Origin of the sequence: Kitasatospora sp. NPDC048239, from assembly GCF_043202015.1 — a bacterium.
Taxonomy (GTDB): Bacteria; Actinomycetota; Actinomycetes; order Streptomycetales; family Streptomycetaceae; genus Kitasatospora.
In genome coordinates this window covers 53,150-67,309 of record NZ_JBICZP010000008.1, presented here as the reverse complement: position 1 = coordinate 67,309, position 14,160 = coordinate 53,150, and the positions used below count along the sequence as shown (strand labels likewise).

Here is a 14,160-nt window from a genome sequence, read left to right as displayed (position 1 = left end):
CTGCGAAATCGCGGGAGACTCCCGCCGCGAGACCCAGAATCTCGGAACGAGACCGCTCCGCACAAATCCCGCCGCACGCGGGTCCGATGGAGGTACCTGTGTCCCTGCACGACGATGCTCTCGCACTGGCCCCGGATCTGGTCCGGATCCGCCAGGACCTGCACCGCTTCCCCGAGTTGGGCCTCGATCTCCCGCGTACCCAGGAGCGGGTGCTGCAGGCCCTGGACGGGCTGCCGCTGGAGGTGAGCCTGGGCGCCGGCCTGAGTTCGGTCACCGCGGTGCTGCGCGGAGGCCGGCCGGGACCGGCCGTGCTGCTGCGCGGTGACATGGACGGCCTGCCGGTCGTGGAGAAGACCCCGGTACCGTTCGCGGCCGAGAACGGCGCGATGCACGCCTGTGGCCACGACCTGCACACCACCATGCTCGCGGGCGCCGCGCACCTGCTGGCCGCACGGCGGGAGGAGCTCCACGGCGACGTGGTCTTCATGTTCCAGCCCGGCGAGGAAGGCTTCGACGGCGCCGGCGCCATGCTGGCCGAGGGCGTGCTCGACGCGGCGGGCCGGCGCCCGGTCGCCGCGTACGCCCTGCACGTGTCGTCGACCATGCCGCACGGGGAGTTCAGCTCCCGGCGCGGGCCGATCCTCGCCGCGTCCGCCGCGCTGAACGTCACCCTCCACGGTGCCGGCGGCCACGGCGCGGTGCCGCACCGGGCCAAGGACCCCGTACCGGCGGCCTGCGAGATGGTCACCGCCCTGCAGACCATGGTGACCCGCCGCTTCGACGTGTTCGATCCGGTGGTGATCACCGTCGGGATCCTCCAGGCCGGCACCCGGCGCAACATCATCCCCGACACCGCCCGCTTCGAGGCGACCGTGCGCACCTTCTCCGCCGAGGCGCAGTCCAGGGTCGCCGACGCCTCGGTGGAGCTGGTCAGGGCCATCGCGGCCGCCCACGGCCTGCGGGCGGAGATCGAGTACCTCCCCGAGTACCCGGTGACCGTGACCGACGGGCCCGAGACCGACTTCCTCGCGGACACCGTCCGGGACGTCTTCGGCGAGGAGCGCTTCCGCACGCTGCCGAACCCGATCCCCGGGTCGGAGGACTTCTCCCGGATACTCGCCGCCGTTCCGGGCTCGTTCGCCTGGCTCGGCGCCGCCCCGAAGGGGAGCGACCCCGACGGTCTGCCGTCCAACCACTCGCCCCACGCCGAGTTCGACGACGCGGTGCTCCCCGACGGAGCCGCGCTCTACGCCGAGCTCGCCGCCCGCCGCCTCGCGGCCTGAACCCGCCCACCGAAGAAGGAACGATCAAGCACATGACCGAACCACGCGACGTGGTCGAGCGGCAGCTCGCCGCCTACAACAGCCACGACATCGACGCCTTCACCGCCACCTACGCCGAGGACGTCACGGTCCACCGGGCCGACGGCAGCCTCCTGCATGGCAGGCCGGCCCTGCGGGACAGGTACGCCGGGCAGTTCGCCGAAGGCCGGTGCCGGGCGGAGATCGTGGGGCGGCTCACCGAGGGCGACTGGGTGGTCGACCAGGAGATCGCCCACGGCCTGGCCGACGAGCCGGTCCGCGTCCTGGTGGCCTACCGCGTGCGGGACGGCCTCATCGACCGCGTCGACTTCCTCGGCTGAACGACCGCTGTCCGGGTGCGTGTCCGGACAGCAAAGAGGCCGGTCGACCCGACGTGGTGTCGGGTCGACCGGCCTCAATGGGTCGGTTGACCAATGTGCGCGAGGGGGGAGTTGAACCCCCACGCCCTTTCGGGCACTGGAACCTGAATCCAGCGCGTCTGCCTATTCCGCCACCCGCGCATCTGGGTGATGAGGTAAATCGTAGCCCATGCGCGGGGGTGCTCCGGACCAACGGAGCGGGGACGGGCCAGGTCAGCCCGTGATGCGCTCCACGATCCAGTCGATCAGCCCGACGGAGATGTGGCTGTGCTCGGTGTTGTCGTCGTCGAACGCGACCTCGTCCAGGTGGCCGCGCTCAAGATCGGCGTCGGTGATGGAGAGGTTCAGGTTGACGTCCCACTTCACCGGGTCGAAGGCCAGCGCCGCCGCGCTGACGGACGGCACGAAGGCGCCGCTGCGGTACTCCTCGGCGATCTTGGCCTTCAGCGCGTCCGCGACCTTGCCGAAGGAGTCCAGGGTGCCGCCGGGCGCACCGTCCAGCGCCGGGACCTCCGTCGTGGTGCTGCGGCGCATCGCCAGGCCGAGGTGCATGCCGCCGATCGCCTTCTTCTCGCCCTTGTCCGCCTGGAACCGGGCGGTGGCACTGGCCACCAGGGCCTGCCAGTCGAAGGCCACCTCACCGGCTGGCAGCGGACGTCCGACGCCGTCGCGCCGGCCGTTGGAGACGCCGAGCAGGCGCGGGCGCCGCGGGAAGTTGCCGAGGCGCGCCAGGTCCGCCAGGAACTCCTTGCGCAGCTCGCTGGCGGTGGCCACCGGGCCGGAGTACTTGGAGTTCTCCACCCACGCCCAGAGCAGCTGCTGCGCGGCGGGGCTGCGGATCAGGTCGGCCTGCTTGACGCCGTCGGGCCCGGCCGGGGTGAAGTCCTCGAAGAAGTAGGCCATCTGCTGGAGGATCAGCGGGATCCAGGCGCCGTTGTGCGGGGAGTCGTAGGAGAGGTAGGTGGCCGTCTCGTGGTCGGCGTTGTCGCTCTCCATCTTGGCGAGCGCGTAGCGGGTGATGATGCCGCCCATGCTCACCCCGCCGACGGTCAGCGGGTCGCGGCTCACTCGCTCCGCGATCGTCCGCTGGATCGCGGAGATCGCGACCTCGGCGTTGGCCTGGATGTGGGTGTGGCGCTCGGTGAAGCCGAGCACGATCACGTCGATGCCCTGGCTGAGCAGCTGGTCGAAGAATCCGGCCTTGCCCAGGATGTAGGGCTGGTTGAAGTAGGCGAACAGACCGGGGAGGTCGCTCTCCCCGTAGTTGAAGCCGTCGGCGAAGATGAAGGGCCGCTTGATGCCGAACTTCGAGTTGGCGAGGTAGACCGCCGCCTTGCCGGTGGCGGCCTGGCCCTTGTAGGGCGCGCCGACGAGGTCCCAGGTGAAGTCGGGCTCGCGCCCGGCCGCGGCCGGCTCGGCGCTGGACAGCGGGGTGGAGAACCAGACCTCGGGCTTGAGGGAGCCTGCGAGCTCCGCGAGTTCGTCCCGGGTGGGCTCCGCACCGCCCTCCCGGAGGGTGAGCGCAACGTCGATACGGGGTTCCTGTGCCATGCCTACCGCCTCGGTCGAGTCGAACAGGGATCATCCGTGCACAGTGAGTGACCGTAACCGTGCGGTTACGTACCGCACCAGCGAAACACGCAGAGTGATCGGAATTGTCCGAACCGGGTGGCGGGGCGATCGAAGGTGATCGGTCAGGCGGGGAACTCGCCGGCCCGGAGGGAGGCGAGGAAGGCGGACCAGGCGGCAGAGGCAAAGACGAGGGCGGGACCGTCGGGGTCCTTGGAGTCACGCACCGGAACGACGCCGGGGAATCCGGGGGCCACCTCGACGCACTCGCCGCCGTGGTCCGCGCTGTAGCTGCTCTTGAACCAGGCAGCTCCGTTGAGATCGATCATGATTCATCCTTTGCAGGAAAGTCACCAGCCGAGGCGGCGGCGATGAACGAATGCCACGCGAAAGCGGCGAAGACGAGAGCAGGGCCGTCGGGATCCTTCGAGTCACGCACGGGGACGAGGCCGGGGAAGCCTGGGGCCACCTCGATACAGTTGCCGCCGTTGCCGCCGCTGTGGCTGCTCTTCAGCCAGGCCGCCAAGTTGAGCTCGACGTTCGGCATACTCGTACTCCTCCATCGCCTCGGCGATCAGCACACGAGAGTCGCTGACCGAGAGTACAGCGCCGCGCATGAGGTCGAAGTCGCAGCGATGCTCCGCAATGATCGTCGGCGCATCGCTGAAGTGCCCCCGATAGAGGCTCTCTGAGTAGATCCACTCCTTTCCATCAGGCATCACCAACAGGAACATCGACGTCGCGGGCAGCCTCGTCGAGGAACGGTCGAAGGGCGCCACCTGGATGCTGATGTTGGACAACTCACCTACCGACAGCAGATGCTCCATCTGCCGTCGCATAACCCCGGGCCCGCCGACGACACTCCGAATGATGCCCTCGTGGAGAACCACGAGCAGCAGCGGACCACCGGACTGGAGATAGCGCTCCTGCCTGCTCAGCCGGGCCACCACCCTCTCCTTGACGAGGGCCGGGCTGTCACAGGCATCGCCGAGAGAGAACAGGGCGTGCGCGTAGTCCTCGCACTGGAGCAAGCCGTTGACCCTGTTGTACTGGAACGCCCTCACAGCCACCGCCTCGGCCTCCAGGTCGACGTACTTCTGGAACCAGTCCGGGTGCTCGATGTCCGCATGCCAGTCCACCCGCTCGAACAGCCTGATCAGCAGACCCCCCATCTGCAGCAGCTCGTCACAACTCTCCACCGTCTCGGCCTGCATCGGCCGCTGCCCGCCCTCGGCGCGGGTGACCACCGTGCGGTCGCAGTGGACCAGCTTGCCCAGCTCGGCCTGCGTGTAGCCGGCCCGCTCCCTCGCGAATCGCAGGGCTTCACCGAACATCACCGCCGGGCTCGACGTGGGCCCGGCATCCGCTTTCCGATGTGACACGTCCTGCCCCCTCATGTGTCGCGCATCGCTGCACCTCGAATCGGCCGTCACCGTAACCCGCAGGCCCGATGATTGAGACCGGAACGCGATCGTTTGCTTGCGCAGCGTGAGGCCGTGCGCCCCTGCCGTGAGCCGCTTCCACTCCCCCACCAGCACCGGAGGTTGCCTCGCCATGCCCCAGAACTGCGCCACCCCGCTCCCCTCCCGCCTCTCCCGGCGCCCCCGCGAGTTCGCCGCCAGGCTCGACCGGCGGTGCGAGTCCACTCCGCTCGCCCGGCTGATGCTGCGGGCCTACCTCACCGGTCTGCCGCGCGGTGAACGCTACTCGGACATCGGTGAGTTGCTGCTGGGCGAGCTTTTCGCGAACGCCGTCCAGCACGCCGACACCCCGCCGGACCGGCTGGTGGAGGTCCGCTTCATGCTCGTCGGCGACCGTCTCCGGATCGAGGTCCACGACGCGGGCAGCGGGCGGCCCTCCGTCCGCACCTCCTCCCCCGAGGACGAGGGCGGCCGCGGCCTCTTCCTCGTCGACCAGCTGGCCGAGCGCTGGGGTTGCTGCCCCCGGGCGGGCGGGATCGGCAAGTTCGTCTGGGTGCTGATCGCCCCCGCCGCCGGCTACACCGAGCTCGCCTTCGGCCGGGCCGAAGGCCTCCTCGCGGTCTGAGGGGCGACCCGAACCGCGTTCGCCCCTCGGCGAGGTTCGGAGCGCGGTCACCTTGGGTAGCACACGGCGCACCGAACGTATCCGCCCCTGATGTGAGGACCTCCATGGACGATCAGCAGCAGGCCGCAGCAGCACCGTACGAGGAGGCCGACCTCCTCCTCCACGGCGGCGAGATCGAGACGGTCGCGGCCGGCTCCACCGAGCGGCCGGAGGCCGTCGCGGTCAAGGACGGCGTCATCGTCTTCGTCGGCGGCCACGCCGAGGCGGTCGCCCGCTGGCACGGCCCCCGGACGAAGGTGCGCGACCTCGAAGGCCGGGCGCTGCTCCCGGGGTTCATCGACGCGCACGGCCACCTCGGCGGGATCGGCCTCCAGGCCACTATCGCCAATCTGCTGGCGGATCCGGACGGCGACGTCACCGACATCGCCTCGGTCAAGCGGAAGCTGCGGGAGTGGGCGGAGACGGAGGTCGGCCGGGAGTCGGAGTGGATCATCGGCTTCGGCTACGACGACGCGGTCCTCACCAACGAGCGGCACCCCACCCGGGACGACCTGGACGAGGTGTCCACCACCCGGCCGGTGCTGGCCATCCACCAGTCCTTCCACCTGGGAGCGGTGAACACGCTGGGACTCGCGGCCCTGGGCTACAGCTCGGACACCGCCGACCCGGAGGGCGGCGTCATCCGCCGCCGCGAGGGCGTCGAGGCCCCGCCGCACGGCGAGCCGAACGGGGTCCTGGAGGAGACGGCCTTCAACCCCGCCTCGGCAGCGGCCATGGGCGGCCTGCCGCAGGCGGTGCAGTTCGGGCTGTTCGCCAAGGGCGCGCAGTCGGCCGCCTCGTTCGGCTTCACCACCGTCCAGGAGGGCGGCGCCACCCTGGCCAACCTCGCCGCCCTGCGGGAGATCGCCGCCGCGCTCCCCTTCGAGATCGACGTCGTCGCCTACGCGCGCGCCGACCAGGCCACCGCGGCGGTGCTGGACCGCGACGCGGACGGGGACCCGGTCGGGGCGAGCCCGGAGTACGTGAACGGCGTGCGGGCGGCGGGCGTGAAGATGTACCTCGACGGCTCCCCGCAGGGCCGGACGGCCTGGCTGACCAAGCCGTACGAGACGCCGCCGGCGGACCAACCGGACGACTACTGCGGCTACCCGACCATCCCGCACGACGAGATCGTCCTGAGGCAGGTGCGCACGGCCTACGAGCAGGGCTGGCAGGTGCTCGCACACGTCAACGGGGACGCCTCGATCGACCAGTTCATCGGCGCGGTCAAGGCCGCCGCCGCAGCGGCCGGGCCCGGCGACCGGCGGACGGTCGCGATCCACGCGCAGACCGCCCGCGAGGACCAGATCAACGAGTTCGCGCTGCTCCGGATCATCCCGTCGTTCTTCTCCATGCACACCTTCTACTGGGGCGACTGGTACCGGAAGACCGTCCTCGGTGAGGAGCGGGCGGCGAACATCTCCCCCGCACGCTGGGCGCTCGACCGCCGGATGGCCTACACCTCGCACCACGACGCCCCGGTGGCGCTGCCCAACTCGATCGCCATCCTGTCCAGCCAGGTCACCCGGCGCACCCGCAAGGACAAGGTCGTCCTCGGCCCGGAGCAGTGCGTGTCCGCGCTCGACGCCGTCCGCTCGATCACCATCAACGCCGCCCACCAGTACTTCGAGCAGGACCGCAAGGGCAGCATCGAGGTCGGCAAGCTGGCCGACCTGGTGGTCCTCAGCGCCAACCCCGTGACGCTCGCCGACCCGGAGGAGATCCGGCACATCACGGTCGCCGAGACCATCAAGGCCGGCCGGACGATCCACCCGCCGACCGCCGCGCGCAGCGCCGTCGGCCGGACCGGTCCGACTCCCCCGGCCGACTACCAGTGGCACTGCAGCTGCTGATCCCCGCCCGGGGCGGCAGGGCCACGCGGCCCTGCCGCCCCGGGCGCGGCCCGCGTGTCCATGGTGTACTGCACCAAGACCGTTCGTACGGACGACACTTGGGGGTACCAATGTTCCGCAGCAACGGCCCGAGCGGGTTCCGGATCCCGACCCCGCGCGAGCTGGCCGAGGAGTACGGGGAGCCGGTCGCCGAGGTGCGGGACACGCCGGCCCACTGGCTCACCCTGTTCGGACAACAGCGCTCGGACGGGTTCCTGCGCTGCCTCGACCTCAACTACCACGCCGACCGGGAGCTCGTCGCCGTCGTGCAGACCTCCCGGTCCGGTCCGGAGAGCCACCACGTGCGGGGTTCCTCCACCGCCGAGGGCGAACTCCGCGTCTTCCTCTCCAACTCGGGCCGCCGGGACCCGGATCCGTTCCGGGACGCCTTCACGCCTGGCCACCGCAGGGTCGACATCTGCGTGGCCGGGGCGGTCACCACCGTCGAGGCGCTCACCTCGGACGGCTGCGTCGGCGCCCAGATCCCCTGCGGCAGCGGATTCCTGACCATCGCCACCACGGACGCCCTGTGGCCGGTGGTGGCCGACCTCGTCCTCCGGCAGCCGACCGACTACTAGGGCGCGCATCAGGCGCGAGCAGCCGGCCGCCCACCGCAGTGGCCCGATGCGGAGCACCCGAAGCAGACGCACCTGGACCTCGACGTTCCGGACCTCGACGGCGCCGAGCGCGAGGCGCTCGCGCTCGGCGCCACCCGGCTGTCCGACGCCGGCGGCCGGCGGATCTACGCCGACCCGGCCGGGCACCCGCTGTGCCTGCTCCCGGCCCGCTGACCGGGCGGCGGCGGTCAGCCCGCCGGGCCCGCGGTCAGATGAACCGCCACAGTGCCCCGGTCTGGCCCCCGTAGCTCCACTGCTGCACCCGGGCTCCGTTGAAGCTCGCGGAGTTCTCGACCTCCAGGGCCCGGTCGCTGGTGTTGAGGATCGTGTAGTGCTCGATCGCCCGGTCCCGGTCGTACAGCTCTCCCGTGGCGACCCACATGGCACCGGTCTGCCCGGCGCAGTCCCACAGCTGGGCGCGGCCACCGTTTGCCAGCGAGGAGTTCTCGATCTCCAGGCACTTGCGGCTGTGATCGTTGACGAGGTAGCTGTAGTTCGTGCCGGGGACGCTCATCCAGCGCCAGTACGAGCCGGGCTGGTTGTGGCAGTCCCACAGCTGCACCCTGGCGCCGTTCTCCGTCGAGGAGTTCTCGACTTCCAGGCACCGGCCCTCGTAGTTCGCGATCCGGAAGATCCGGATCGGGACCTCCGAGAACGCCTGGGCCGGGGTGGGCGCGGCGATGGTGGCACCGGTCAGCGCGAGGCCCGCTGCCGCGGCGGTGGTGAGGAGTTTCTTCATGCGGTTTCCCCCGTGGGACGACGAAAGGGCGACGGTGGATCACCCGGTCAGCCACGTTAGGAGCGAACCGTCCGGCGGAGTTTGCCCGGAGTGCAGGCTTGCTTGATGATCGGTGCAGGAAGGGCCTTGCGAGGTTTGGCGGCGGTGCTCGCGGGGCGTCAGCCCGTACGCCTCGCGAAAGGCCCGGCTGAAGACGGCCGCGCTGCCGAAGCCCCAGCGGGCGGCGATGGCGTGGACAGGCTGGTGGGCCAGCTCCGGCCGGGCGAGGTCGGCGCGGCAGCGTTCGAGGCGGCGCCGGCGGATCAGTCTGCCAACGCTCTCCTCCTCGCCCTGGAACAGCAGGTGCAGGGACCGGACGGAGATGTGGTGGTGCTCGGCGATCACATCGGGTGCCAGGCCGGGATCGTCGAGGTTGTGCTCGATGAACGCCTTGACCTGCTCCAGCAGGGCCCGGGCCCGGGTGGAGGCGTCGACCTCGCGCGCGGCATCGGCGTGCTGGGCCAGGCAGACGGTGGCCAGGTCCCGCGCCATCTCCCCCAGCCGGACCAGCTCCTCGGGCCCGCACCCGGCGCCGTGAACGCCCAGGGAGGTGAGGAAGCGGGCCAGGATGGCGCCCGTTCCGCTGTGGGTGGGGATGCGGCGGGCGAGCAGGCGGTCGACCTTGTCGGCGTGGATCGGCAGCGCCGCGCGGGGGATGTGCAGGATGAGGACGCGAGTGAGCCCGTACTCGTCCCGCGTTCCGGCCTCGAACGGCCGGGAGGTGTCCCAGAGCACCAACTCGCGGGTGACCGGTCCGGAGCTGTTGCCGTGCTGGGAGATCCACATGGGGTTCTCTCCCTCGACCAGTGCCAGCTGGTACTGCTCCGGGTCGCTGCGCCGGGTCAGGGCCGGTGGCCGACGTGAGCGCAGCGGTGCGTGGGTGTGGGCCGACATCCGTACCGGGCCGAGGTCCAACACGGCGGCATCCGCCCGGAAGTCGGCGGCGTGCGGGCTGGTGACCGCCACCGGCACCAGGTCGCGGGCGACCATGTCGGCGAACCATTCGAACCGGTCTGCCGCTGGCAGGGCGGCATTGGACAGCGTTGACCACATGCGTCATGAACCCCCGTCAGCCTCGCCGCCCACCGCGGCCGAGCCGACAGTTTAGAGCGACCGAGGAACGGACCACCGGAGGCGTCGGGCGGTGGGGCGGCCCGTCCAGCGGTAACGGGTGCGGGCCTCGCGGATGAGGCAGCGGACGGCGACGAACGTGGCGGCGAGGTGGAGGAAGAACTCCGTCGTGACACGGTGCGCCGGAAGCCGCGGCGGACCTCGCCGAAGTCGTTCATCCAGGAGTTCGTGGCCGTCGACACCGAAGCCCGTATCCGAGACGAGATCACGATGTCGTCTTCTGAACAGGGCGAACGCTGCCTGATGCGGCACCAGGTCCTGCACGGCGGGATCCCCTGACCGTCGCATGATCCGCCGGACAGGACCCAGGGGCCGATGCGGTACTAGCTGAGGACCCCCCTGGTGTCGGGGGTGATGCGCAGCGTGGCGAGCCACTGCCGGCAGTGCTCGCAGGGCAGCCGCTTCTCCCAGACCCGGGTCGGGTAGCCGCGCGCGTCCATCGCGGCGATCACCGCGCCCTTGACCATCTGCTGCGCGGGGGCCGGCGGGACGGTGACGCGGTTCACCCCGGTGAAGTCCTTCACCACGTCGCTGGCGGAGGTGTAGTTCCGACTCGTCACGAAGGCGTCCAGGGCGTGGACCTCGGCGCAGCCGGTGAGGGTCCAGTCCTCCACCGACGTCACCAGCCTCCTGATGAGAGCGTCGGTGACGGCCGACACCGCCCCGCCGTTCTTGCCCCGGTAGGCCACACCGTCGATCACCAGGACCGACTTGACCTTCGCCTGGTCACCGCCGGGGGCCTGATGCCCGATGATGTCGCGCAGGAGCCCGCTGAGCACCTCCTGGTTGGTGGCGGGCGCCTGCGCCTGCTGCTGCGCCGGGGCCGGTTGGGCGGCGACGTCGGCCGAGGCCTGCTCCTTGAGCCGGGCCCGCAGCCGCTCGCGCAGGTCGCGGAGCGCCTCCCCCGATTCGCCGCCTTCACCGCCGAGCCAGGCGAGGACGAGCCGCATGGCGTCCCGGCCCTCCCGGCGTTCGTGCCCGGCGGTCAGTCGGCGGATCTCCGCGACCAGGGCCGTGAGGGCGACGCGCTGGCGGTCGGGGAGGTCGTCGTCGTTGAGCGGGTTCCCCTGCTGGAGCTCGACGATCGCGCGTTCGGCGAGCCCGGAGATGAGCATCAGCTCGGCGCGGCTCTGGTCGTCGTCCAGGACCGGCGCGGGCCCCACGTGCTTCGGGCGTTGCGCGAAGGCGCGCTGTTCGGCGGTCAGGCCGCGGAGGACGGCGTCCAGGCTCCTGGCGAGCTGGACGGCACGGTCGGGTCTGCGGGGTTCTTGGAACATCCTGGTCTCCCACCTGTGGCGAAGGAGTCGCGACGATACTCCGCACGCCCGGCGGACATGCCGATAATCCGTCAACACCGTTCGGGCGAGGAGCCGTTGTGCCGCGATGCCGCATCGGGCCGCCCCGGGCCCGCGCGGCACCAGCCCAGTCCGACTCCGCCGGGCGGGACCCCCCGACCCGATGTGACCCAGGCCACATGGGTCGGGTGCATAGCGGCGCGGGGTCCAGCGTCTTAGTCAGGGGTACAGGGACGCGGTCGTGCGGCGGCGCGCGCGGTTGATGACGCGTGCGCCGCCCTCGGCTCCGCGCAAGGGGCCGGCATGCTCGGCGGGGAGGCAAGGGACCGAGGTTGACGGGGCAGTTGCGGGCCGACGAGTTCGACCGCTTCGTGGCGGCTCGCTGGTCGGCGCTGCTCCACCTGGCACGGCTGCTCACCGGCGGGGACCGCCACCGGGCCGAGGACCTGCTGCAGGAGGCGCTCGTCAAGCTGTGGTTCGCCTGGCCGCGGGTGGCCGGGCAGGCGCCCGAGGCGTATGTGCGCAAGGTCCTGGCCCGGGCCGCGGCCCGCTCGGCGCAGCGCCGCTGGTGGGGCGAGCAGCCCGTCGGCCGGATGCCCGAGCCGCCCGGGTCGGCGGACGAGGCCGCCGCCGTGGACGAACGGACCAGCCTGGAGGCCGTGCTGGCGCTGCTTCCGGCGCGGCAGCGGGCCGCGGTGGTGCTGCGCTACTACCAGGACCTGCCCGAGGGGCAGGTCGCGGAGGTGCTGGGGTGCCCGCTGGGTACCGCCCGGTCGCTCACGGCCCGCGGCGTCGCACGGTTGCGGCAGTTGCTGGCCCAGACGGTCAGCCCGGTCGAGTGAGGAGGGGAGCCATGGACCGCTTCGAGCAGGAGCTGGTGCGCATGATGCGCGACGGGCTGGAGGACGCGGCCTACGAGGACCGCCACCGGGAGCGGCTGCGCGCCGGTGTGCGCGCCCGGCAGCGGGTCCGGACGGCGTGGACGGTCGCCGGGTCGGTGCTGACCGCCGGGCTCTGTGCCGCGCTGCTGGTCCTGGCGGGCTCGTACTCCCGGGGCGGGCCCCCCGGCCCCCAGCCCCGCCCCCTCGTCTCCGCCGAGTCGGTGACGATGACGTCCCCGGGCCGCCCGGCCTCCCCCGCCGAGGGGGCGCCGGTGGGGGCGCCGGCGCCGCACCGCCTGTCGACGCCCGGGCCGGTCACCGGGCAGGTCACCGGGCAGGTCACCGGGCAGGTCACCGGGCCGGGCCGGATCTCGGCCACCCGGACGGGCACCGGCGGTCCCGGCCGCTGAGGACCGCCCCGGCCGGCCGAACACCCCGCCGGCCGGACGCCCCGCCGGGCACCCGATCACCGCTCGTCCCGCCCTCCACGAGGAGAAGGCCCACTTCGTGATACCCGAGAACCCGACCGCCACCGCCTGCCCGCCGCCGAAGGAGGCCGACCCCCGGCCGACCCCCTGGGCGCGGCAGCTGCAGCGCGCCGGGTACGCCACGCGCCCGCAGCCCTCCGTGCACGAGCTCCTGGTGACGCCGTTCCCCGAACCCGGCTCGCGGCTGCGGTACGCCTTCGGGCTGTCCCCCGCGGCGGTGCACCGGCTGGCGCGCTGGTCCGGCTGGGGCGGGCCGCTGCTGGTCACCCTCCTCGCCGGGCTGCTGCGCTTCCGGCACCTGGGCAGCCCGCGGGCGGTCGTGTTCGACGAGACGTACTACGCCAAGGACGCCTGGTCGATGCTGCGGCTCGGCTACGAGGGCAACTGGCCGGACCACCTGGCCTCCGACCCGCAGATCCTCGGCAGCCCCCAGGTGATCCCGCTGTCCGAGACCGGGGCCTTCGTCGCGCACCCGCCGACGGGCAAGTGGGTGATCGCCCTCGGCGAGTGGATGTTCGGCCTGACCCCGTTCGGCTGGCGCTTCATGACGGCGGCGCTGGGCACCCTGTCGGTGCTGATGCTGTGCCGCATCGGGCGCCGCCTGTTCCGTTCCACCCTGCTGGGCTGCCTGGCCGGGGCGCTGATGGCGGTGGACGGCCTGCACTTCGTGATGAGCCGCACCGCGCTGCTCGACCTCTTCGTGATGGTCTTCGCGCTGGCGGCGTTCGGTTCGCTGCTCCTCGACCGGGACCGCACCCGGGCCCGGCTCGCGGCCGCCCTGCCGGTGGACGCGGCCGGCCGGGCCCACCCGGGCGGGCACCCCGGCGACCGCGCCGGGACGGGTCTGCGGCCCTGGCGGCTCGCGGCCGGGCTCTTCCTCGGGCTGTCGGCCTCGGTCAAGTGGAACGGACTGTACTTCCTGGCCTTCTTCCTCGTGCTCACCCTGCTGTGGGACGCCGGCGCCCGCCGCACCGCGGGCGCGCACCGCCCCTACCGCGCGGTCCTGCGCAGGGACGGCTGGTCGGCACTGGCCCTCGCCGTGGCCGCCGCCCTGGCGTATCTGGTGACCTGGACCGGCTGGTTCCTGTCCGACCAGGCGTACGGGCGGCACTGGGCGGACGGCCGCGGCGGCACCTGGTCGTGGATTCCGGCGCCGCTCCGCAGCCTCTGGCACTACGAGTACGGGGTGTACCAGTTCAACGTGGGGCTGCAGTCACCCCACGCGTACGAGTCGAACCCGTGGAGCTGGCTGGTCCTCGGCCGTCCCGTGCTGTTCCACTACACGCAGGCGGAGCCCGGCACGGCCGGCTGCCACACCACGGCCCCCTGCTCGCAGACGATCCTCGCCCTGGGGACCCCGCTCCTGTGGTGGTCGGCCTGCTGCGCGCTCGGGTACCTGCTCTACCGGTGGGCGCTGCGGCGCGACTGGCGCTCCGGCGCCGTGCTGTGCGGGGTGGGGGCCGGCTACCTGCCCTGGTTCCTGTACCAGGACCGCACGATCTTCTCCTTCTACGCGGTCGTCTTCGTGCCGTACCTGAGCCTGGCCGTGACGATGATGCTGGGAGCGCTGGCGGGGCCGCCGGGGGCGGGCGACCGGCGCCGCGTCCGGGGCGTGGTGGTGGCAGCGGTGCTCGTCCTGCTGATCGGCTGGAACTTCGTCCACTTCCTTCCGATCTACACCGGGCAGACCATCCCGTACGCGGACTGGCGCGCCAGGCTGTGGCTCGGCACCTGGTTCTGAGC

16 protein-coding genes, 1 tRNA gene and 1 pseudogene are annotated in these 14,160 nt (G+C 71.9%); 10 read left to right on the top strand and 8 right to left on the bottom strand.

The window, feature by feature from the left end; all coding sequences use genetic code 11:
• Positions 1-98: 98 nt before the first annotated feature.
• Both ACGFZP_RS22395 and ACGFZP_RS22390 read left to right on the top strand, forming a co-directional pair.
• Complete coding sequence (locus ACGFZP_RS22395; RefSeq protein ID WP_392935697.1) at positions 99-1,283, top strand: M20 family metallopeptidase; 1,185 nt, start codon at positions 99-101, stop codon at positions 1,281-1,283.
• A gap of 32 nt (positions 1,284-1,315) precedes the next feature.
• Positions 1,316-1,642: a nuclear transport factor 2 family protein gene (locus tag ACGFZP_RS22390; protein ID WP_392935694.1), complete on the top strand. Its 327-nt coding sequence runs from the start codon at positions 1,316-1,318 to the stop codon at positions 1,640-1,642.
• Between the two features lie 96 nt (positions 1,643-1,738).
• Here ACGFZP_RS22390 and ACGFZP_RS22385 read toward each other — a convergent pair.
• The 5 genes from ACGFZP_RS22385 to ACGFZP_RS22365 form a co-directional block, all read right to left on the bottom strand.
• Positions 1,739-1,822 (bottom strand) — tRNA-Leu (locus ACGFZP_RS22385).
• Between the two features lie 72 nt (positions 1,823-1,894).
• Complete coding sequence (locus tag ACGFZP_RS22380; RefSeq protein WP_392935692.1) at positions 1,895-3,232, bottom strand: hypothetical protein; 1,338 nt, start codon at positions 3,230-3,232, stop codon at positions 1,895-1,897.
• 143 nt (positions 3,233-3,375) lie between these two features.
• Positions 3,376-3,579: a DUF397 domain-containing protein gene (locus ACGFZP_RS22375; RefSeq protein ID WP_392935691.1), complete on the bottom strand. Its 204-nt coding sequence runs from the start codon at positions 3,577-3,579 to the stop codon at positions 3,376-3,378.
• Entirely contained in the window at positions 3,576-3,719 is a 144-nt protein-coding gene (locus ACGFZP_RS22370; protein ID WP_392935689.1) for a DUF397 domain-containing protein, read from the bottom strand. The genes ACGFZP_RS22375 and ACGFZP_RS22370 overlap by 4 nt, the downstream gene beginning before the upstream one ends.
• The gene (locus ACGFZP_RS22365; protein ID WP_392935686.1) at positions 3,682-4,824 is read right to left on the bottom strand and encodes a helix-turn-helix domain-containing protein; all 1,143 of its coding nucleotides are present in this window, start codon (positions 4,822-4,824) and stop codon (positions 3,682-3,684) included. The genes ACGFZP_RS22370 and ACGFZP_RS22365 overlap by 38 nt, the downstream gene beginning before the upstream one ends.
• Between ACGFZP_RS22365 and ACGFZP_RS22360 the strand changes: the two genes are divergently transcribed.
• The 4 genes and pseudogenes from ACGFZP_RS22360 to ACGFZP_RS22345 all read left to right on the top strand — a co-directional run.
• Positions 4,805-5,296 carry an ATP-binding protein gene (locus ACGFZP_RS22360; protein ID WP_392935684.1) on the top strand — a complete coding sequence of 164 codons (492 nt, stop codon included), beginning with the start codon at positions 4,805-4,807 and terminating at the stop codon, positions 5,294-5,296. The genes ACGFZP_RS22365 and ACGFZP_RS22360 overlap by 20 nt on opposite strands.
• A gap of 104 nt (positions 5,297-5,400) precedes the next feature.
• Positions 5,401-7,188 carry an amidohydrolase gene (locus ACGFZP_RS22355; protein ID WP_392935682.1) on the top strand — a complete coding sequence of 596 codons (1,788 nt, stop codon included), beginning with the start codon at positions 5,401-5,403 and terminating at the stop codon, positions 7,186-7,188.
• A 110-nt stretch (positions 7,189-7,298) separates the two neighbouring features.
• Positions 7,299-7,805, top strand: coding sequence for a hypothetical protein (locus ACGFZP_RS22350; RefSeq protein ID WP_392935680.1), 507 nt, complete (start codon positions 7,299-7,301; stop codon positions 7,803-7,805).
• 60 nt (positions 7,806-7,865) lie between these two features.
• Positions 7,866-8,018, top strand: a pseudogene (locus ACGFZP_RS22345) (VOC family protein); the annotation flags it as partial.
• 34 nt (positions 8,019-8,052) lie between these two features.
• Here ACGFZP_RS22345 and ACGFZP_RS22340 read toward each other — a convergent pair.
• Positions 8,053-8,583, bottom strand: coding sequence for an RICIN domain-containing protein (locus tag ACGFZP_RS22340; protein ID WP_392935677.1), 531 nt, complete (start codon positions 8,581-8,583; stop codon positions 8,053-8,055).
• Between the two features lie 39 nt (positions 8,584-8,622).
• The gene (locus ACGFZP_RS22335) at positions 8,623-9,612 is read right to left on the bottom strand and encodes a helix-turn-helix domain-containing protein (protein WP_392935675.1); all 990 of its coding nucleotides are present in this window, start codon (positions 9,610-9,612) and stop codon (positions 8,623-8,625) included.
• A 231-nt stretch (positions 9,613-9,843) separates the two neighbouring features.
• On the opposite strand from ACGFZP_RS22335, the gene ACGFZP_RS22330 reads away from it, so the two are divergent.
• On the top strand, positions 9,844-10,032 hold the full coding sequence (locus ACGFZP_RS22330) for a hypothetical protein (protein ID WP_392935672.1): 189 nt from the start codon (positions 9,844-9,846) through the stop codon (positions 10,030-10,032).
• Between the two features lie 44 nt (positions 10,033-10,076).
• Here ACGFZP_RS22330 and ACGFZP_RS22325 read toward each other — a convergent pair whose 3' ends face one another.
• Entirely contained in the window at positions 10,077-11,030 is a 954-nt protein-coding gene (locus ACGFZP_RS22325) for a hypothetical protein (protein WP_392935670.1), read from the bottom strand.
• 350 nt (positions 11,031-11,380) lie between these two features.
• Between ACGFZP_RS22325 and ACGFZP_RS22320 the strand changes: the two genes are divergently transcribed.
• The 3 genes from ACGFZP_RS22320 to ACGFZP_RS22310 all read left to right on the top strand — a co-directional run bounded on the left by ACGFZP_RS22320 (position 11,381) and on the right by ACGFZP_RS22310 (position 14,158).
• Positions 11,381-11,890 (top strand): SigE family RNA polymerase sigma factor, encoded by a 510-nt coding sequence (locus tag ACGFZP_RS22320; protein WP_392935667.1) that lies wholly within the window; start codon positions 11,381-11,383, stop codon positions 11,888-11,890.
• Between the two features lie 11 nt (positions 11,891-11,901).
• A complete protein-coding gene (locus ACGFZP_RS22315; RefSeq protein WP_392935665.1) occupies positions 11,902-12,339 on the top strand; it encodes a hypothetical protein in 438 nt (145 codons plus the stop codon).
• A gap of 97 nt (positions 12,340-12,436) precedes the next feature.
• Positions 12,437-14,158 carry a dolichyl-phosphate-mannose--protein mannosyltransferase gene (locus tag ACGFZP_RS22310; protein WP_392935664.1) on the top strand — a complete coding sequence of 574 codons (1,722 nt, stop codon included), beginning with the start codon at positions 12,437-12,439 and terminating at the stop codon, positions 14,156-14,158.
• Positions 14,159-14,160: the final 2 nt, after the last annotated feature.

What these genes read in the sequence shown, in the direction of transcription:
- ACGFZP_RS22390 (WP_392935694.1), top strand. Translation starts at nt 1,316, where the DNA reads ATGACCGAACCACGCGACGTGGTCGAGCGGCAGCTCGCCGCCTACAAC.
- ACGFZP_RS22380 (WP_392935692.1), bottom strand. Translation starts at nt 3,232, where the DNA reads ATGGCACAGGAACCCCGTATCGACGTTGCGCTCACCCTCCGGGAGGGC.
- ACGFZP_RS22375 (WP_392935691.1), bottom strand. Translation starts at nt 3,579, where the DNA reads ATGATCGATCTCAACGGAGCTGCCTGGTTCAAGAGCAGCTACAGCGCG.
- ACGFZP_RS22360 (WP_392935684.1), top strand. Translation starts at nt 4,805, where the DNA reads ATGCCCCAGAACTGCGCCACCCCGCTCCCCTCCCGCCTCTCCCGGCGC.
- ACGFZP_RS22355 (WP_392935682.1), top strand. Translation starts at nt 5,401, where the DNA reads ATGGACGATCAGCAGCAGGCCGCAGCAGCACCGTACGAGGAGGCCGAC.
- ACGFZP_RS22350 (WP_392935680.1), top strand. Translation starts at nt 7,299, where the DNA reads ATGTTCCGCAGCAACGGCCCGAGCGGGTTCCGGATCCCGACCCCGCGC.
- ACGFZP_RS22340 (WP_392935677.1), bottom strand. Translation starts at nt 8,583, where the DNA reads ATGAAGAAACTCCTCACCACCGCCGCGGCAGCGGGCCTCGCGCTGACC.
- ACGFZP_RS22335 (WP_392935675.1), bottom strand. Translation starts at nt 9,612, where the DNA reads ATGGTCGCCCGCGACCTGGTGCCGGTGGCGGTCACCAGCCCGCACGCC.
- ACGFZP_RS22325 (WP_392935670.1), bottom strand. Translation starts at nt 11,030, where the DNA reads ATGTTCCAAGAACCCCGCAGACCCGACCGTGCCGTCCAGCTCGCCAGG.
- ACGFZP_RS22315 (WP_392935665.1), top strand. Translation starts at nt 11,902, where the DNA reads ATGGACCGCTTCGAGCAGGAGCTGGTGCGCATGATGCGCGACGGGCTG.